Source organism: Sulfurimonas sp. HSL-1656, from assembly GCF_039645585.1.
In the GTDB taxonomy this organism is placed as follows: Bacteria; Campylobacterota; Campylobacteria; order Campylobacterales; family Sulfurimonadaceae; genus Thiomicrolovo; species Thiomicrolovo subterrani.
The window spans coordinates 89712-106692 of record NZ_CP147915.1; the positions used below are offsets into that span (position 1 = coordinate 89712).

The window sequence follows — 16981 nt, forward strand, 5'->3', positions numbered from 1 at the left end:
ATATGTTTCGAATGTTCTTGCTGGGATTCGCGCTGCTGCTCGGCGGCTGCGGCCAGGAAAAAACTGTCCATGAGACGATGCTGAATGTAACACCGTACAAGCTTGTCGCTCCGAAGATCGGCCGCGGCAAACCGGTGCTGCTTGAACTGGGATCGACGTCGTGCCGGAGCTGTGAAGATATGGCGCGCACGCTGTACAGAATCAAAAAAGAGCATCCGCGCAGTGGCATCTACTTTATCGACATCCGGCGCGAACGCCACGTCGCGGTGCAGTACGATGTCCGCATGATGCCGACCCAGGTGATCCTCGACGGCAGCGGGCAGGTCGTCTATAGGCATATCGGACCTGCGGCGGCGAAGGAGCTCACCGAAACGCTCACGCGCTTCGGTGTTCTGCGGTAGTCACTCCTTCGCGAAAAACCAGTAAAACGCGAACATCAGCCCCGGGGTTTTCGCCCTGTTTTCATCAAAAACAAAGGCGTTAGCCTCCGTGAGCGGGACCCACTCCAAGATGATCTCCTCCGTATGGATGCCGCCGCCGTCGTGGACACGCATCGTCTCGTCGATTTCGGCAAAGTAGAGGTGCTGCTGCCCGCCGGAGATACCGACGTTGGTGAAGAAGGAGGTGATCTTCTCGATCTTTTCCGGCGGGACGTCGTAGCCGCACTCCTCGTCGATCTCCTCCTTGGCGATCTGGAGCAGGGGGGCCTTTTTGTCGACGATCCCGGCGCAGAGCTCGTATGTGAACAAGTGTTCAGGGTGGTTCATGTGGACCGGGGGACGGAACTGTTTGACGAGGAGGAAGGCCTCACGTTCGGTATGGTAGAGCAGGACGGCGACGCTGTCGTGGCTCTTGACGGCCTCCCAGCTCAGCTCGCGGCCGTTTTGCGTATAGAGGATGCGGACGGGGCGCACAAACGCCGGCGCTTCCAGGGGGATCGTCTCAAAGCGGGTAATCTTGAATGGCATGTTACAATCATATAAAGCAAAGCTTAAATTGATGCCAGCGTTTCAAAAGCGCTAGACATGTTGGCGTTTGGCTACTACAATGCCCCCATTATTCCAGAGGAGAAGCCATGGTCCCGACACAAGAGGAGCTTGACGCATTCGTCCGCGAACGGTTTTTCTGCCACTTCGGCCACGAGGATGAAACAAAACTCGCGCGCGCCGTGGAGGAGTACCGAGCCGTCAAGGCGTTCCGCGTCAACGAGAATATCCATGAGACCGGTCAGAAGCTCTCGGTTGAGGGGCACTATGTCATGCGCCTCTATGCGATGTTCTATATGGGGCAGGTACTCGACGCGCTCAAAATCGACCGCGAAGACCCCAACGTGATGGAGGACGCCGCCTGCGGCAACATCGGGACGGCGGGGCGCATCGCGAAGATGTATACCGGGGCTATGCCCGAGGATGAGCGCGAACTGATGAGCGGCCGCTGGAACCCCGAACCGCGCATGGCGACCTTCCCCAATAACGCGAAGACACACGAGCCCGTCTTTGTCACGACGCAGCTCGATGCCGTCTGCAGTCACCACTTCATCCGGTTCGGGCAGGACCAGGCGGACACGGGCTCCGTGGTCGTCGTCGGCTACATCCCGCGTGAGAAGCTCGGCGGCATCAGCAAGATCAACCGCTTCGTCAACTGGTGCGCCCGCCGCGGCTGGCTGCAGGAGGACCTGACCCGCTATATCGGCAACAAGATCCTGCAGGTTTTCGAGACGGACTCCGTCTATGTCGGCCTTTTCAACCTCAAACACGGCTGTACGGCCTTCCGGGGGGCGTGTGATATCAACGCCTCTACGTCCACGACCTACGTGACCGGCGCGTTCGAAAAAGACCGCAGCCTGATCCCGTTGAAGTTCCAGTGAGGCGGACGGTATGACATGGATTATCGATAAACAGTTCGATTTTTGTTACGGCCACCGGGTCTGGTCGCAGAGCCTCGAGACGGAGTACAGCCTCGACGACTGCCTGATGTGCCGCCACCTGCACGGCCACCAGGGGCGGATCAAGATCTTCCTCGCCGCGGAGACGCTGCAAAACGGGATGGTGACCGACTTCAAGCATCTCAACTGGTTTAAGCAGTGGCTCGACGCGACCCTGGACCACAAGTTCATCATCGACCGCAACGACCCGCTCTTCCCCGACATGATGTCGCATTACTGCGCGGAGGGCAAAATGGACGACGCCCGTTTCTTCCTGCACGACGAAGGGTACTGGACACCGCGGCTGGAAGTCGTCGACGGCGAGATCGGCGCGATACGCGAAAAATACGAGGGGATGGTCATCGTCGATTTCGTCCCCACCAGCGAACAGCTGACCGCGTGGATGCTTAAGATCGTACAGAAAAAGATGGCGCCGCTGGGCATCAGGGTGAACTCCGTCGAATTCTGGGAGACGCCGAAATCACACTGTGAAATAAAAGCATAGTTGAAAGGTGCACCCGGGGGGTGCGACAAAGAAGGAAAAACACTGTATCCGGGAGTAAAAAGGAGTTTCAAAAACAGGAGGGTTCGTGAAAAAACCGGATACAGCTATAGGCATCATAGCGCTTTGGACGCAATGTTGCCCCTGCTTTTTCCGTTGGATGAAAAAAATTAATATTTTTTCAGGTTTCAGCGCCGTCCCCTGCCGAAGAGAGGGGCTTTTGATGCTTATGCGCCCTTTGTTCCTTCAGCTTCCACGGTTTCTGCCGTTTCAACGTCTGCCGTCGCGGTTTCGCCTGCTGCGCTGACCAGTCCCGCTTTTTTGGCAATACCTGCTACATCATTCAAAGCACCCAGGCCGAGCCCGCCGATGAGGTCATCGAGCAGGGGCGAGTGGGCTTTGTATTTGAGCGCGCTGCTGACAAGCTGGTCGGAGAGGCTTCCGCTGCTGCTTTCCCCCTGAAGGCCGCCGGAGGCTCCGGTCTGAAGTCCGTTGACATCGACGATCTTGATGGAGTCGATATGCTCCATCGGTCTGACGCTTTCGGCGATGATGGCCGGCAGCGACTCGATCAGTTTCGTCTGGATCTGCAGCGTGATCTGATCGAGGCTGAGGATATTGGCCGCTTCGTTGAGTTTGCGGCGTCCCTCTGCCTCGGCCTCAAGGTCGGCCTGTTTCGCCTTGGCGACCGTCGTGATAGCGTCGGCCTCACCCTGGGCGGCGATACGCTTGGCTTCAGCGGTGTCTTCCGCCGCCGTTTTTTCCGCTTCGGCCGCAACTTTGATGCCGACGGCATCCTCTTCCGCTTCCTGTTCGGCCTTGACGATCGCGATGGCTTTGGCGCGGTTCGCTTCGGCGACCTGCTTGACGGTGACGACGTTCTCTTCGGCCCTGACCTGATCGGCGCGCGCTTCGTCTGCCTCGGCCCGGGCTTTGGATTCCGCCTTGGATTTTTCGGAGATCTCGATCTCTTTGGACTGTTCGGCTATCTTGATCGCTTTTTGCTTCTCGATATCGGCCTGCCGGATCAGCTTCTCTTTCTCGATGCGTTTGGATTCGGTGATCTTCTCGTTTTCGATTCGGGTCTGCTCAATGGCCTCTTTGGCCTCGATCTCCGCATTTTCCGCCTGGCGCCGTTTGTCGGCTTCCTCTTTCTTTGTCTGCGCATCAATGTCGGCCTTGCGGACGGCGATTTCGCGCCGCTGGTCCATGGACGCGTACTCCTGCTCGCGTTCAATTTCAAGGCTCAGGCGCTCCGCCTCGAGGTTTTTCTGCTCGATCTGGATGCGGGTGTCCTGCTCGATGTCATTGCGGGCCTTGCGGCGCTCTTCGATCTCTTTGGTCAGCAGCAGCAGACCCTGGGCATCGAAGGCGTTGTCGGGGTTGAAGAAGTTTTTGCTGGTCTGGTCGAGCCCGGTCAGGGAGACGGTTTCCAGTTCAAGCCCGTTCTTGATCAGATCCTCGGCGACGTTGCCCTGGACCTTCTGGACGAAATCGGCACGCTTTTCATGAAGGTCTTTCATGCTCATCTCGGCCGCGACGGAGCGCAGAGCGTCGACGAATTTCCCTTCGATCAGCGATTTGAGCTCGACGGGTTTCATGGTCCGTTCACCGAGGGTCTGGGCCGCACGCGCGATGCTGTCCGCATCGGGTTTGACGCGGACGAAGAACTCCGCCAGCACGTCGACGCGCATCCGGTCGCCGGTGATCAGCGCGTCGTTCTTTTCGCGGCGGACTTCCAGGCGCAGTGTCTGCATATTGACGAGGGTGATCTCGTGGAAGACCGGCAGGACGATCGCACCGCCGTCGCGGATAACTTTCTCACCGCCGAAGCCCGTCCGTACGAAAGCCTGTTCTTTGGTGGCGCGGGTATAGAGGCGCGCCACGATCAGGCCGATCGCGAGCAGTGCGACGAGTGCCACGGAGGGAATGATGACATACATAAGATCAAGGTCGAGGTTCATTAGATAACTCCTTTTTTTTGTTTTTGGGCTACTGTTCGTCTTTGATGGCGAGATAGCCGATACTTGTCTTTTCCGAGAGGATCAGACGGTCCTGCGGGGTGAACTCCACGCCCGTTTCATCCGGCTCGACCATGACATAGTGCGTCTGGCCGAAACGGTCGGTGAATTTGGCTTCCGCAGGGGCTCCCTGCCTGGCGGTACCGAGGGTGATGACGGCGCTCTTGCCGATGAAGTCCTCCGCGCTGATCGCGCTTGTTTCATCTTTGGGCAGGATGCGCGCCATGAGCGCGGTAAACCCGCGCGTAAAAGGCAGGGATGCGAAAAGGGCCGCCGCCACGGCGATCAGCGAGGGGAGGTAGAAGCCGAGCAGGCCGTGGATAAACGCCTGCATGGTCATCCCCGTCAGACCGAATGCCGTCAGAAAACAGACCAGAATGATCAGCACCGGGACCCGCCCGTAGTACATCCATCCGAGCAGTTTGGTGAAAAGCCCCGTACTGGAGGCATCCGGTGGATTGATATCGAAATCGATATCGGGCAGGAGCGATTCGATCACCTCTGAGAGGCCCGCCCCGATGAGCATCCCGACCCCTTCGAGCAGGGCAATGGCGAACATGATGCCTATTGCCACGGTGAAGGGGAATACGCCGCCGGCGAAGAGGAACTCAGTCATGGCGTTTCATGGTCGATTTGAGGGCGGAGAGTCGGGACTGGATACGGCTTTTCCGGTCCAGCTCCGCCAGCTCATCCAGCGCCGCTTCGTCGTCGCTGCGCTGCGGTGTGACCGGTGCGCCCCCGCCCATGATCCTGTTGTAGGCGTTTTCGGCGCGGTCAACGGCTGCCTTCGCCGTGCCGCTGCCGTGCACCTCCTTGGCGGCAGCCTCTTTCTGGGCGAATGCCTCCTCGATCTCCCGCTTGCGTGCCAGCATGGCATCGACATACCCCTGGTACTTTTTGATGTCCGCTTCGCTCAGGCTTCTGGCCTCTTCGAGGACGCCGCGCTGTACCTCGATATCCATCTGTCTGGCGATCCCCGCTTCGGCGAGGTCGTCACGCTCTTCACGCACCGCCGTTTCGATCTGCTGGAGCAGTTCGGCATGGTCGGTCTTTGCTTCGGCGATGCGCTTGGTGATGGCATGCAGTTCGACTTTTTCCTTACCCAGTTCGGTCCGGACTTCGGTGACGGCATTGTCGATCTCCCGGATCGCCTGCTGCTGCATCGCTTTGGGATTGGCGTTTTCCGCCATATCCACCAGGGCATGCATGTTGCCGGCTATGATCCGCGAGACCCGCTGTGTGATTGTGTCTTTCATGATTTCCCACTCCTTGTCGTGTGATACGGACAATAGTAGTGAAAAAGAGTTTTTTTGTCAATAGTATTTATGTACATATTTGACCATTTATGATTAATTAAGAGTAAATATGAAAATATTAGATTATGAAACCAAGGAGCCGAGATGATGTCAGAGAGTGAATGGGAAGCGGCTGTTTCCCGCCATATCAAGGCGGTGATGGTGAAAAAAGGGCTGGATGTTCCGAAGCTGACGGAACTGTTTCTGGCCAAAGGGTATGACTATACGCGTCCTGCCCTGCGCGGAAAGCTTGACCGGGGAAAGTTCTCCCTGGTGTTCTACCTGCAGTTCATGCATGTGGTCGGATTGTCGACTATGGAGCTGGTCAGTCCCGGGGATGCCGAGGAGATGGATATCCGTGTGAAGTGAGGGGTGCCCGCCCGCGTTAGGCGAGCTGGGCGGAGACGCTGCGCAGGACGGCTTCGGCCTTGGCGGGGTCGCCGTTGTACTTGCGGATATGCACGCCGTATTCGGCCATGGCCGCCGCCGTGTTCTTGCAGGCGCGGCCGACGACGATGAAGTCGCAGTCTTCGAGCGCTTCCCCCATCACGAGGTGCGCCTTGGCGTGCGCCTCGTCGTTGTCGTCGTGGGAGCACTGGTGGTGCTCGTCCTCATGATCGTGATCATGGTCGAGGTCGGTGCGGGGGTTGGCCCGCAGCCCTTCGAGTTCGAAGGCGCGGAACATGCCGGCACCCTTCACGGTGTAGACGGCGAAAAAGGGCGTATGTCCGGCATTGCCGAAGAACTGGAGGGTCTCGTCTTTGACGGGGACGGCGACTTTCATAAGGAACTCCTTACACTGTAAAGTTAATTTTCGAAGATTATATCCCAAAATGCTTGACCAGCGGCAAACGGCGGCGATATAATCGCGTATGCTGAAAATTATCGAGTATTTTATCCGTAACAAGCGGCTCAACTACGTGCTGCTGCTTTTCGTACTGGTGATGGGGGTAAACGCCTACATCTCCATTCCCAAAGAGCTTTTCCCTCTGGTAACGCTGGACCAGATCACGATCAGCGGGGGATACGCCGGGAGCAGTGCGGATAATCTCGACAAGATGGCCGTGCGCGATATCGAGGATGCATTGGGAAGCATCGACGGCATCGACAAGATCGAAACCGTCATCAAACCCGGCAGTTTCGCGATCGTCCTGACGCTGCAGGAGGGGGCGGACCAGAACGACGCGCTCAACAAGGCCAAGGATGCCATCGCCAAGAGCCGGCAGTACCTCCCCCCGGATATGGTCGAACCGGTGGCGACGCTGGCAGTGCATAACCGCCCCCTCGTCTCCCTCTCGCTCTCCAGCGATACGCTGAGCCACGGTGAGCTCGTCGAGGCGGCCAAGGAGATCAAGACGCGCTTCGCCCGCTACCCCAACATCAGCGAAGTGGTGATGTACGGGGATTCGGACGAGGAGGTCTCCGTCCGCCTCGACTCGCAGGCCATCGAAGCCCTGGGCCTCAGCCGCAGCGCCGTGACCTCGGCGATCGCCAATCTCTCCTACATCTACCCCATCGGCGATATCGAGCAGAAGGGGGATTTCGTCTTTCTCTCCACCGTCCACGGCAAGCCCGATGCCGCGTCGTGGGAAGCGACGATGCTCGGCGTCGGGGGCAAGTACGTCCGCCTGGGCGACATCGCCCGTGTCGTGATCGAACATCCGCAGGATACGACGATCTCAACGTTTAACGGGCGCCCGAACATTACGCTCAATATTTCCAAAGGGGACAGCGGCAACGCGATCGCGCTCTCCCGGGAGCTCGTGCGCTTTGCCGAATCGCTCCGGGGCGACTACCCCGGCATCTATTTCGATTTCTACCACGACACCTCCAAGCCGGTGCAGAGCCGCCTGGAGACGGTGCTCTCAAACCTCATGTTCGGGCTGATCCTCGTTTTCCTCTCCATGGCGCTGCTGATCAATGTCCGTATCGCGTCCATCGTGGCCATGGGGATACCTTTCTCCTTCGCCATCGGCATCGCCTTCATCTATGTGCTGGGCTACTCCATCAACATCGTCTCCCTGCTGGGGGCGCTCATCGTCATCGGGATCGTCGTCGACGACGCCATCGTCGTCGCGGAGAACATCCAGCGCCACCTCAACGAGGGGATGGAACGGCACGCCGCGGTGATGGCGGGGCTGCGGGAGATGATCCTGCCGGTGACCCTGGCGACGGTGACGACCGTGGTCGCCTTTTTGCCGCTCTTCATGCTCAGCGGGGAGATCTCCAAGTTCATCATCCTCATCCCCATCATGGTCATTATGATCCTGATGGGCTCGCTGATCGAGAGTTTCCTCTTCTTGCCGCTGCATGCGGAAGAGGTGCTCCGGAAGCAGAAGAACATGGTCGACTGGACGCGTATCCAGAACGGCTATGAAACCCTCCTGCACGGGCTGATCCGTTATAAAAAGAGCGTGCTTGCCCTCTTCCTGATCACGGTGCCGCTGCTGACCTTTTTCACAGTCAAGAGCATGCAGTTCCAGTTTTTCCCGGAACATGACGGCTCGTTCCTCTATGTCACCGGAAAGCTTGACATCAATACTCCGATCGAGGAAACGGCCGAAGTCGCCCGGGCGATCGAGCGGCGCATTATCCAGGCCGGGGAACAGTACGCCCTCAAATCGGTCTCGACGGTAACGGGGTCGCGGGTATCCATGGCCGGGGACGCGGAGTCGGGAGAGCATGTTTTCCTGGTAACGATGGAGCTCTTTGACATGGTGCCGGACAACGTCTTCGACCGCTACCTTGCACCGCTGCTGAACTTCTCGTTCAACTACGACGATCCCGAAAAACAGCGGACAAAGCACACTTTTGAACTTGTCGACGATCTCGAGGCGCTGGTTGCGCCGCTGCGGCAGCAGTACGCGTTCGAGGAGCTGGGCGTCCGGGAACAGCGGGCCGGGGTCGTGCGCATCGACGTCCAGGTCAACTTTTCCGGGGCCGACGAAACGAAAACAATCGCGGCGATGCAGCAGGTGCAGGCGGCGCTGGAACAGGTCAAGGGGGTCGTCTCCGTCAGCAACAACCTTGAGCCGGGAATGCGGGAGATCCGGCTGCGCGTCAACGATTACGGTGAGCGGCTGGGCCTGAGCGAAGCGGAGGTCGCCCGGACCCTTGCCGCCTATTTCCTCGATAACCGCAGGGCGATGACCTTCAATGACAACGGGGTCATGGAGATCAAGACCCGGGCCCTGGAAAAGGACCGCTTGAGCACGCTGGAACGGTTCCAGTACCCTCTCTCCGACGGCACCTACGTCAACCTCGGCGATATCGTCGCCTTTGAGAGCCGCCGCGACTTCAACCAGATCGAAAAGCGCGACGGTACGGTGGTGAAAACCGTGTTCGCGAAGGTGAATAAGCGTATGACGACCCCGTCGCAGGTCCTGAAGCAGATCGCCCCGGTGCTCGGCGCGGTGCGCCAGACGGGGGTGAAAGCGGAGCTCTTCGGGGAGCAGGAGCGCAACGAGCAGCTGGCCGCGGATATGAAGCGTGCCGTGGGTGCGGCCCTCTTTTTGATGCTGATCACGCTGCTGTTCATCTTCCCGAAGATCAAGTACGCACTGATCGTCATGTCCGTCATCCCCCTCTCCATCCTCGGGGCGCTGGTGGGCCACAAACTGATGGGGATGAACCTTACCATGCCGGGGGTCATCGGCCTGTTGGGACTTGCCGGCGTCGTCATCAACGACGGGATCATTATGCTCGACTTCCTGCACGGGACCCATGACGCCCGCACGTTCTACGAACGCGCGAAGATGCGTCTGCGGCCGATTCTCATTACCTCCATTACGACGTTCCTCGGCCTCTTTACGCTGATCTTCTATGCGACGGGACAGGCCGTGATCCTGCAGCCGATCGCCGTCTCCATCGGCTTCGGCCTGTTGTGGGGGACGGTGCTGAACCTGCTCTATGTCCCGGCGCTCTATGCCGTCGTCAACGGGATCAGCCCCACGCCGAAAACAGCGCATAAGGCATAGAGACGTGCTACTATTTGACAGGAGAAAACGATGAAATATTTTTTGATGATACTGATGGCCGCCCTGCCGCTCGCGGCGGGAAACTACAAGGCGAAGGTGGAGCCCTATGACGCGCACACGGTGAGCGCCGAGGTTTCGGGACGCATTGTCAAGCTCGACCAGCGCGACGAGCTCAAGACCCTCGACAAGGTCGTGATCGAGATCGACCATGCCCTCGATGACGTGCAGCTCGCCAACGACCGCCGGAAACTGCAGCTGCTGCAGGAGCAGATCGCCGTCAAGCAATCACAGTACGACAGCATCAAGGACCTGGCAAGCCAGAACCGCTTTACGAAAGACCAGTACAAGACGGAGCTGCTGTCACTGAAGATGCAGGCCGAAGACCTCAAAAGCCTCATCGCACAGCTGGAGGACATGATCGCGAAGAAGCGGATCGCGCTGCACAGAGCGTACCTCAAGACCCTTTACGTACGGCAGGGCGAATATGTTGCCCCGGGGACGAAGCTGATGAAGGTCGAAGACCACGGCGGCGGCCGGCTGGTGCTCTATGTCGACGCGGCGGACCGGGCCGTATTGGAAAAAGCAAAGATCACCGTCGAGGGGAGCAGCGGCTGGAAGGTTGAAAAGGCGGCAACGAGCACGGACGAGACCTATGTCTCTTATTACCGTGTCGATCTCGTCAAGCGCGACAGTGTACCGCTCGGGCGCGTCATGACGGTGACGATCACGCCTCAGTAATTCCCGCCTCCGGGCCGGAGGAGGCTTCGAGCAGATCCGGCTGCGGCGCACCCAGGTAGTACCCCTGGGAGAATTGGATCCCCAGGCGCTGCACCGTCTCCAGCACTTTCTGGTTGTGGACGTATTCGGCGATACAGGCGAGCTGCCGTTTCTGGGCGATGTTGACGATCGCCTCGACGATGAGGAGGCTGTTTTCATCGGTATCGAGGTTGCGGATCAGGCTGCCGTCGATCTTGATGTAGTCGATATCGAGGTGCAACAGGTGCTCGAAATTGGAGTAGCCGCTGCCGAAATCATCGATGGCGAAACGGCAGCCGAGCTGTTTCATCGTCTTGATGAACCCGGAGACCTCCTGGTAGTTCTCGATGCCCTCGGATTCGAGGATCTCGAAGGTGATCCGCCGGCCGACGCCGTGTGCCACGATCTGTTCTTCGATGAACTGGACCGTTTTTTCGTCCAGAATGTCGTCGACGGAGAGGTTGATGGAGAAGGCATCGTCCCGGGCGGCGAAATGGCGGCAGCACGATTCGATCATGATCTGGGTCAGCCGGAGATAGAGGCGCGCCTTCTTGGCAACAGGAAGGAAGTGGTTGGGCTGCAGGACGTTGCCGTTTGGCTCCACCAGCCGGATCAGGCATTCATAGCTTTTGAGCTCCCGGGTTTCGCTGTCGAAGACCGGCTGGTAGTAGGAGACGATCCGTTTCTCGTCGATGGCCGATTTGAGCCGCCGGAGCCAGCGCATGTTCTGTTCATACTGGTGTTCGAGGTTGAGACTTTCGTCGTAGATCACATAGGGCTTATGCTGACTGCGGGCCGCTTTGAGGGCGATGTCGGCCTTCTCCATCCCCTTGTCCATGCTCAGGCTGGCCCCGGCAGTGATCCGGATGCTGTGTTCGGCCTCCTCGTAGATGATCACCATGGATTCGACTTCGGTAATGACGGTGGCGATCAGTGTCTCGATGTCGTGCCGCTGCATCGTTTCGTTCTGCAGCAGGGCGTATTCGTCTGCGGAAAGTTTGTAGAGCTGCATCCCCGGCAGAAGCTCTGCCAGCAGGCCCGAGAGCTTGATCAGGACGTGGTCCCCGACGATGTGGCCGTAAAAATCGTTGATCTGCTTGAAGTCGTCGATGTTGATGAGCAGGAGGGTACCCGGTTTGGAGCCGTCGATATCGGTGACAAGCTTGGCGCGGTTTGGCAGGCCCGTGAGGCTGTCGGTATAGAGCTGGCGGCGCAGCTGGGCGGTTTTTTTGTTGACCTCCTCTTCGAGGTGGTGCGCCGTGTCTTCTTGCTGCCTGGCGTACGCGGTGATCCGTTTGTTCATCGCCCGGAGCGCTTCGGAAATGTGCCGGATCTCGTCGTACTTTTCGGAAGCGGGGATAGATAGCGGTTCGCCGGGTTTGAAGCGGTTCGCGGCGGCGGCAATAGCCCTTAGCGGCATGAAACTGCGGTGCAGGAAAAGTGCGAAGAGGATGCTGAGGAAGGCCAGGCCGCCCACCACCGAGATGATGATGATGTTATAGCGGTGGGCCATCTGGTTGAAATGGGCGCTCGAATAGACGAGGTTCAGCATGGCGAAGGGTTCGCCGCTGACGGGGTGCAGCAGCGGTTTGCGGACGCTGAAACACTCTTCGGCGGTGCGGCAGTTTTGATCGTCGTTGCGTACATCGGCCAGGACGGTTTCACCCCGGTTCAGTTTGAGCGCGAGAATATTGGGGTTGGAGGCCAGCTGCCGGACGAGCTCGTTGATGCTGCCGTCGAGGCTGAGGTAAAGGTTGACGGAGAGCAGCGGCGCAACCGTGTCGGCGATCAGCTCGGCCTTCTCTTTTTCGACCGTGTAGAGGGCGTTATGGCTCGCCTGCCTGAAAAAGAGGTAGACGAAGATGAAGATGACCACAAAGGCCAGTACGACGGAGACGACGACTCTATTTTGGAGCGAGGCCGGTTTCTTCTGTTCCATCGACGAACCTTACAATTTGATAGAGTGACTCCGAGAACTCAATGCCGTATCCCGACAGCGCCTCACGGTTGAGGTAAACCCGTGTGGTACGCTCGATACCCAGTGCGAAAAGCAACCCGTGTTTCAGCGATGCCGTATTGTAGGCAAAGGTGACGATCCCGTGTGCCTTTGCGAAGGCGGCCGCTTGGTGCATCTGGGTATCGGAGTGCAGCATCAGCAGGGCGCTCGTCTTGGTCCCCGGGCCTAATTCCCGGTATTGTAGCATAGTCGCTTCAAAGGGGTACCCCTCGATCGTGCCGCGGTAGAGACGCTGCAGTCGGGTGACGAGCTGCGACGCCACGTCGCGGTCTTCCGCCTCGTAGACGACGCCAAAGCGGATGCGGCCGTCGATGAGCAGGCTTTCGGGATGCTTTTTCAGCAGCAGGAGCTTGGGGAAGATCATGGTTTCTGCGTTGAGCTGCAGGGTGTTGTAATGCAGTGCGAACCCGGAGGTGCAGAGCAGAAGCAGCAGCGTCAGCAAACGCATCAAAACTCCTTCGTCAGAGTGAGGAAGAAGGTACGGCCTTCCTGCGGGTAATCGTTGACGTAGGTGTAGGGTTCCGAGGGGTAGACGACCGTGGCGTCGGCGAGGTTTTTTACGCTGCCCGTCAGGGAGAAGCTTGCAGCGGGGTTGTGGTAGCGCAGGGAGAGGTCGGCCGTCAGGTACGGGTCCGTGTCCTCCCTGGGGTCCCCGTCGACCCGGCTTTTCGCCCCGACGTATTTGACGATCGCCGCGGCGCTGATCTCGGGGGTGAACTCATAGAAATAACTCCCTTTGGCAAGGTGCCGGGCGACATTGGCCAGTGCGTTGCCCTCGGCGGAGTGGCCGTTGACGTAGGAGTAGCCTACGTAGAGGCGGTCGCGGGAGGTGACGTTGGTCCGCAGTTCCAGTTCCAGGCCGTAGAGTTCGGTGTCATGGGCATTGCGGAAGATATGCGCCCTGGTGGCCTCGTCGATCTGGTTCTTGTCGATCTGGTTGTTGTTGATGAGGTAGAAGAGATCCGCCTGCAGATAGTTGAGCCCGCCGAATCTTCGGATGGCGGCCAGTTCGAAGGTATCGACGGTCTCCGGTTTGAGGTCGGGGTTGCCGAGGCCCGAGGCCGTATTCATGACAAAGAGCTCCTGCCATGAAGGGTTGCGGTGGGAATGGCTGTAGATGGCTTTGTAGATATGTTCCCGGTCCTGTTGGAAGACGAGCGATACCCGGGGATCGAACTGGGTGTCCGTCAGGAAGGTCTTTTCGATGTTGATGCCGTAGAGAATGCTGACCCTCGGTCCCAGTTCCATCTGGTCCTGAATAGAGGCCATGACCGTATCGCGTTTGGCATCCGGGTCGATAAAGGGGAGGAAGTCGCTGTAGTCGACCATGCCCACGCCGGTATCGCGGTTGGTTGTTTTGGTGACGACGCGGTAGGTCTCTTCGCGGGTGAGGCGGTAGCCCAGCGTGATCTTGTGGGCGTCAAAGCCGCTGTAGGTGAGGTAGCTGCTTTGATAAAAGGCGCGCTGGCTCGCTTTGTGGACCCCGGTAAAGCCGTCGGGGTAGGTCGTTGTCGTCAGCAGCGGGTTGCTGAGGCTCGGGGTCTCGAAGCCCGGAGGCAGCAGCAGGGCATCGCTCTCGAAGGCGTCGTACTTCGCCCCGAGCCGGATATCGGCACTGAGTGCACCTATGTCCGGCTGCCAGCCCACTTCCGCAAGGTAGCTCGGAATGAAGATACGGTCGTCTCTGCGCGGCAGCATTCCGTTGATCCCGTAGGCGCTGCCGTGCTTGAAGGAGGTGCCTCTGGCCTTGAGGTAGAACGCGTCGTAGTCGAGCTTCAGCCCGAGCGCATAGCTTTCCGTCTGCAGAGGCGCTTTGCCCGTCTGCGCCAGCAGGGTATTGTCGATGGTGTAGAAGGGGGTTGTGAAATTCCACGCCCCCGTCGCGGCGGAGTCGGGACCGCTGCTGATGCGTCTGTTGTCGTTGAGTACGTAGCCGTCGAGGTGGAGGTGCAGGTCCCCTTCGGTCAGCGAGGTCGTAAACCCGGCGGCAGCGGAATCGTACGAACCGGCTTTGGCGAAGGCGCGGTTGACTTTGCCGGTAACGGCGAACTCCTCTTCGTAGGTGACGACGTGGATGGTACCGGCGTAGGCGTTCACGCCGTCGGTCATACTCCCGGGACCGCGGATCACTTCGATGCGTTTGATGGTCTCGATCGGCATGTAGAGGTAGCCGGCGAATCCGTCATAGAGGAGATCGTTTGCAACCATGTCGTCGATCAGCAGTTTGACCTGCCCGAAGGCAAAGGGGTTCGAGCCGCGGAAGATCGGGGTTTTGGCGTCAAGGAGGTTGGTGCCGAAATCGACCCCCGGGAGGAGTTCCAGCGCCTCTTTGAGGTTCTGAATCCCCAGCCGTTCGAGCTCTTTGCCCTCAAGGGTCGTAATGATGTAGGGCTGGTAGGGCTCATTCTCTTTCGTGACGGTCGCCACCTCGGTCACGCGGTCGAGGTCGCGGACGATCTGGTCGGTCAGGGAGGCGATCCTGAGCGGGGAGGAGGGCTGTACTTCAGCCGACGCCCCGGCAGCAAGGCAGAGGGCGAGGTAGACGCAGAGAGGGGCGCGCATCAGTCGGCCCTCCGCAGCAGCTCGGGATTTTCGGCTTCGAGCTCCCGTGTGTACATGATGCAGGGGTAGCGCCGTCCGACGTAGTCCTGCTCCTCCCCGATGGGCTTGTAGGGGTACTTGAACATATTCAGCAGTTTGAGAAACGGCTTCTCCAGGCCGCCGTACGTGTACTCGATGCCGAGGGCTTTGCCCTTGAGGTAAACGATCTCTTTAAGTCCCTGGAAGAGGCGTTTTGTCTCCTGGATACCCCGTTTTTCCGCGTTGACGAAGATACGTGAGAGTTCGGCGACTTTGTGGGGTTCGAATGCGGACTGGTCGATGTCGCACCGCATATGGTTCGCCGTCGGGTACCCGATGGGGGAGTTGTGGATGAGCCGGACGCAGGCTGCGACCTCCCCCTGCTCGTCAAAGGCGGCGAAGTGCATGGCGTACGCGTCGTATTCGTCCGTTTCACGGCCGGGTTCGCAGTAATCGAGGCTGTCGACCCCCAGTTTTTCGCAGACGATCTTGTAGCGGAATGCAAACACCTTTTCCAGTTCCTCCTGGGTTGTTGCTTCGACAAAAGTGGTTGTCATTTCCCCTCCCGCTTTCCAAATGATCAGCTGAATAGTATCATAGCATACTGCATGCAAATATGAAAAACATAAAATAACATCAAATTTCTCTCTCAAAACAGTGATATCAGCGGCGATTCCCTGTGCGGACAGCGCTTTTTTTACGCTAAATTGGCTATGCTTGAACGGCAAAAGGCCGCGAAGCCGCCGTCAGGAGTGGTAACGCGATATGCTGGTTATTTTGTCCGTGGTCGGCGCCGCCGGACGCTGCACGATTGAAAAATCCACCGATATAAAAGGCTGACACGATGCGTATTGTCCCGGTTATTTCGCCCGAACAGATCGCCCTTTGCGCTTCGCTGGCGGAGACGATCTGGCGCGAGTTCTATACGCCGATCATCGGGGAGGCACAGGTGGCGTACATGCTTCGCGCTTTCCAATCGGCCGGTGCGATGACTGAACAGATCCAAAACGGCTACCGCTACAGTTTTCTCTACGACGGCGAGACGGCGGTGGGCTACTGCGCCACCGTGCCCGAAGACGATGCGCTCAAAGTGAGCAAACTCTACGTCCTCAAAACGGTCCGGGGCAAAGGCGGCGGGCACCTGATGCTGGAGCACTGCGAAGCGGAAGCGAAGGCGCGCGGCCTCAAACGGCTCGTGCTGACGGTCAACCGCCACAACCCCTCCGTGGCGTTCTACGAGCGTGAGGGGTTTACGAACGCCGGCCCCCTGGTCCAGGAGATCGGGGGCGGCTATGTTATGGATGATTACGTCATGGTGCGGCCGCTCGCCTGAAGCCCGGGCGACGGCAGGCGGAGAGCAATGTGCCCCTATCGCCGATCCCCGCGGAATGTAACGCCCGTTTGGTTACAATTCCCCGCAATAACGGCATGAATGCGAAGGAAAGAGAATGATGAAGAGCGTGATAACGGCAGGCATGGTACTGCTGGCAGTGTTCGGCCTCGGGGCCTGCAGCAAAAAGGCGCCCGAATGCGATGCACAGGGGGTCCGTGCCTATTTGCTGCAGGACGACGGTCTGCTTGAAACCTATATCGACAAAGGGTATGAGCTTTCCAAGATCGTCGACGGGGGGATGGACGGGAACATGCGGCGTTGCACCGCGGTACTGACGACGACGATCACCCTTAAAGCGGATCTGCCCGTCATTATGGACGGGGCCAAAAAAGCGAGCGAGGGCAAAGGGATAACGGAGCAGCTTAACGTCGGCACCTACCTGACAGGCCTCACGCTGCTCGGCCTGGAGAAGCAGGGTGACACGAGCACCGACAAGAGTACGCTGACCTACGCGACGGGCTATACGACCGAAGGAGAGACGGTCGTCACGGTCCTGGAAGTTCGCTGACCGGCCGC

At 58.8% G+C, this 16981-nt stretch carries 17 protein-coding genes; 8 read left to right on the top strand and 9 right to left on the bottom strand.

Annotation, left to right across the window (positions count from 1 at the left end; translation table 11 throughout):
* Positions 1-2: 2 nt before the first annotated feature.
* Positions 3-401, top strand: a complete 399-nt coding sequence (locus WCX49_RS00445) for a thioredoxin family protein (RefSeq protein ID WP_345985618.1) — start codon at positions 3-5, stop codon at positions 399-401.
* Here WCX49_RS00445 and WCX49_RS00450 read toward each other — a convergent pair whose 3' ends face one another.
* A complete protein-coding gene (locus WCX49_RS00450; protein WP_345985619.1) occupies positions 402-968 on the bottom strand; it encodes an NUDIX hydrolase in 567 nt (188 codons plus the stop codon).
* Positions 969-1075: 107 nt separating this feature from the next.
* On the opposite strand from WCX49_RS00450, the gene WCX49_RS00455 reads away from it, so the two are divergent.
* A complete protein-coding gene (locus WCX49_RS00455; protein ID WP_345985620.1) occupies positions 1076-1867 on the top strand; it encodes a GTP cyclohydrolase I in 792 nt (263 codons plus the stop codon).
* 10 nt (positions 1868-1877) lie between these two features.
* Positions 1878-2429: a 6-carboxytetrahydropterin synthase gene (locus WCX49_RS00460; protein ID WP_345985621.1), complete on the top strand. Its 552-nt coding sequence runs from the start codon at positions 1878-1880 to the stop codon at positions 2427-2429.
* 224 nt (positions 2430-2653) lie between these two features.
* Here the strand turns inward: WCX49_RS00460 and WCX49_RS00465 are convergent, their stop codons facing one another.
* Genes WCX49_RS00465 through WCX49_RS00475 form a run of 3 tightly spaced genes read right to left on the bottom strand, consistent with a single transcriptional unit; the run spans position 2654 to position 5703 of the window.
* The gene (locus WCX49_RS00465) at positions 2654-4390 is read right to left on the bottom strand and encodes a flotillin domain-containing protein (RefSeq protein WP_345985622.1); all 1737 of its coding nucleotides are present in this window, start codon (positions 4388-4390) and stop codon (positions 2654-2656) included.
* A 28-nt stretch (positions 4391-4418) separates the two neighbouring features.
* Entirely contained in the window at positions 4419-5063 is a 645-nt protein-coding gene (locus WCX49_RS00470) for a YqiJ family protein (RefSeq protein ID WP_345985623.1), read from the bottom strand.
* On the bottom strand, positions 5056-5703 hold the full coding sequence (locus tag WCX49_RS00475; protein WP_345985624.1) for a hypothetical protein: 648 nt from the start codon (positions 5701-5703) through the stop codon (positions 5056-5058). Before WCX49_RS00475 ends, WCX49_RS00470 begins: the two co-directional genes overlap by 8 nt.
* A 147-nt stretch (positions 5704-5850) precedes the next feature.
* On the opposite strand from WCX49_RS00475, the gene WCX49_RS00480 reads away from it, so the two are divergent.
* Positions 5851-6111, top strand: coding sequence for a DUF6471 domain-containing protein (locus WCX49_RS00480; RefSeq protein WP_345985625.1), 261 nt, complete (start codon positions 5851-5853; stop codon positions 6109-6111).
* A gap of 16 nt (positions 6112-6127) precedes the next feature.
* Here the strand turns inward: WCX49_RS00480 and WCX49_RS00485 are convergent, their stop codons facing one another.
* Positions 6128-6526: a hypothetical protein gene (locus tag WCX49_RS00485; protein WP_345985626.1), complete on the bottom strand. Its 399-nt coding sequence runs from the start codon at positions 6524-6526 to the stop codon at positions 6128-6130.
* An 88-nt stretch (positions 6527-6614) separates the two neighbouring features.
* On the opposite strand from WCX49_RS00485, the gene WCX49_RS00490 reads away from it, so the two are divergent.
* On the top strand, positions 6615-9719 hold the full coding sequence (locus WCX49_RS00490) for an efflux RND transporter permease subunit (protein WP_345985627.1): 3105 nt from the start codon (positions 6615-6617) through the stop codon (positions 9717-9719).
* A gap of 30 nt (positions 9720-9749) precedes the next feature.
* Positions 9750-10457 carry an HlyD family efflux transporter periplasmic adaptor subunit gene (locus WCX49_RS00495; RefSeq protein WP_345985628.1) on the top strand — a complete coding sequence of 236 codons (708 nt, stop codon included), beginning with the start codon at positions 9750-9752 and terminating at the stop codon, positions 10455-10457.
* Here the strand turns inward: WCX49_RS00495 and WCX49_RS00500 are convergent.
* Genes WCX49_RS00500 through WCX49_RS00515 form a run of 4 tightly spaced genes read right to left on the bottom strand, consistent with a single transcriptional unit; the run spans position 10444 to position 15629 of the window.
* Positions 10444-12414, bottom strand: coding sequence for an EAL domain-containing protein (locus tag WCX49_RS00500; RefSeq protein ID WP_345985629.1), 1971 nt, complete (start codon positions 12412-12414; stop codon positions 10444-10446). The genes WCX49_RS00495 and WCX49_RS00500 overlap by 14 nt on opposite strands.
* On the bottom strand, positions 12380-12940 hold the full coding sequence (locus tag WCX49_RS00505) for a hypothetical protein (RefSeq protein WP_345985630.1): 561 nt from the start codon (positions 12938-12940) through the stop codon (positions 12380-12382). The genes WCX49_RS00500 and WCX49_RS00505 overlap by 35 nt, the downstream gene beginning before the upstream one ends.
* The gene (locus tag WCX49_RS00510) at positions 12940-15054 is read right to left on the bottom strand and encodes a TonB-dependent receptor (RefSeq protein WP_345985631.1); all 2115 of its coding nucleotides are present in this window, start codon (positions 15052-15054) and stop codon (positions 12940-12942) included. The genes WCX49_RS00505 and WCX49_RS00510 overlap by 1 nt, the downstream gene beginning before the upstream one ends.
* Complete coding sequence (locus WCX49_RS00515; RefSeq protein ID WP_345985632.1) at positions 15054-15629, bottom strand: GNAT family N-acyltransferase; 576 nt, start codon at positions 15627-15629, stop codon at positions 15054-15056. Before WCX49_RS00515 ends, WCX49_RS00510 begins: the two co-directional genes overlap by 1 nt.
* Positions 15630-15916: 287 nt before the next feature.
* Between WCX49_RS00515 and WCX49_RS00520 the strand changes: the two genes are divergently transcribed.
* Both WCX49_RS00520 and WCX49_RS00525 read left to right on the top strand, forming a co-directional pair.
* Complete coding sequence (locus tag WCX49_RS00520) at positions 15917-16405, top strand: GNAT family N-acetyltransferase (protein WP_345985633.1); 489 nt, start codon at positions 15917-15919, stop codon at positions 16403-16405.
* Between the two features lie 115 nt (positions 16406-16520).
* On the top strand, positions 16521-16973 hold the full coding sequence (locus tag WCX49_RS00525) for a hypothetical protein (RefSeq protein WP_345985634.1): 453 nt from the start codon (positions 16521-16523) through the stop codon (positions 16971-16973).
* Positions 16974-16981 lie beyond the last annotated feature (8 nt).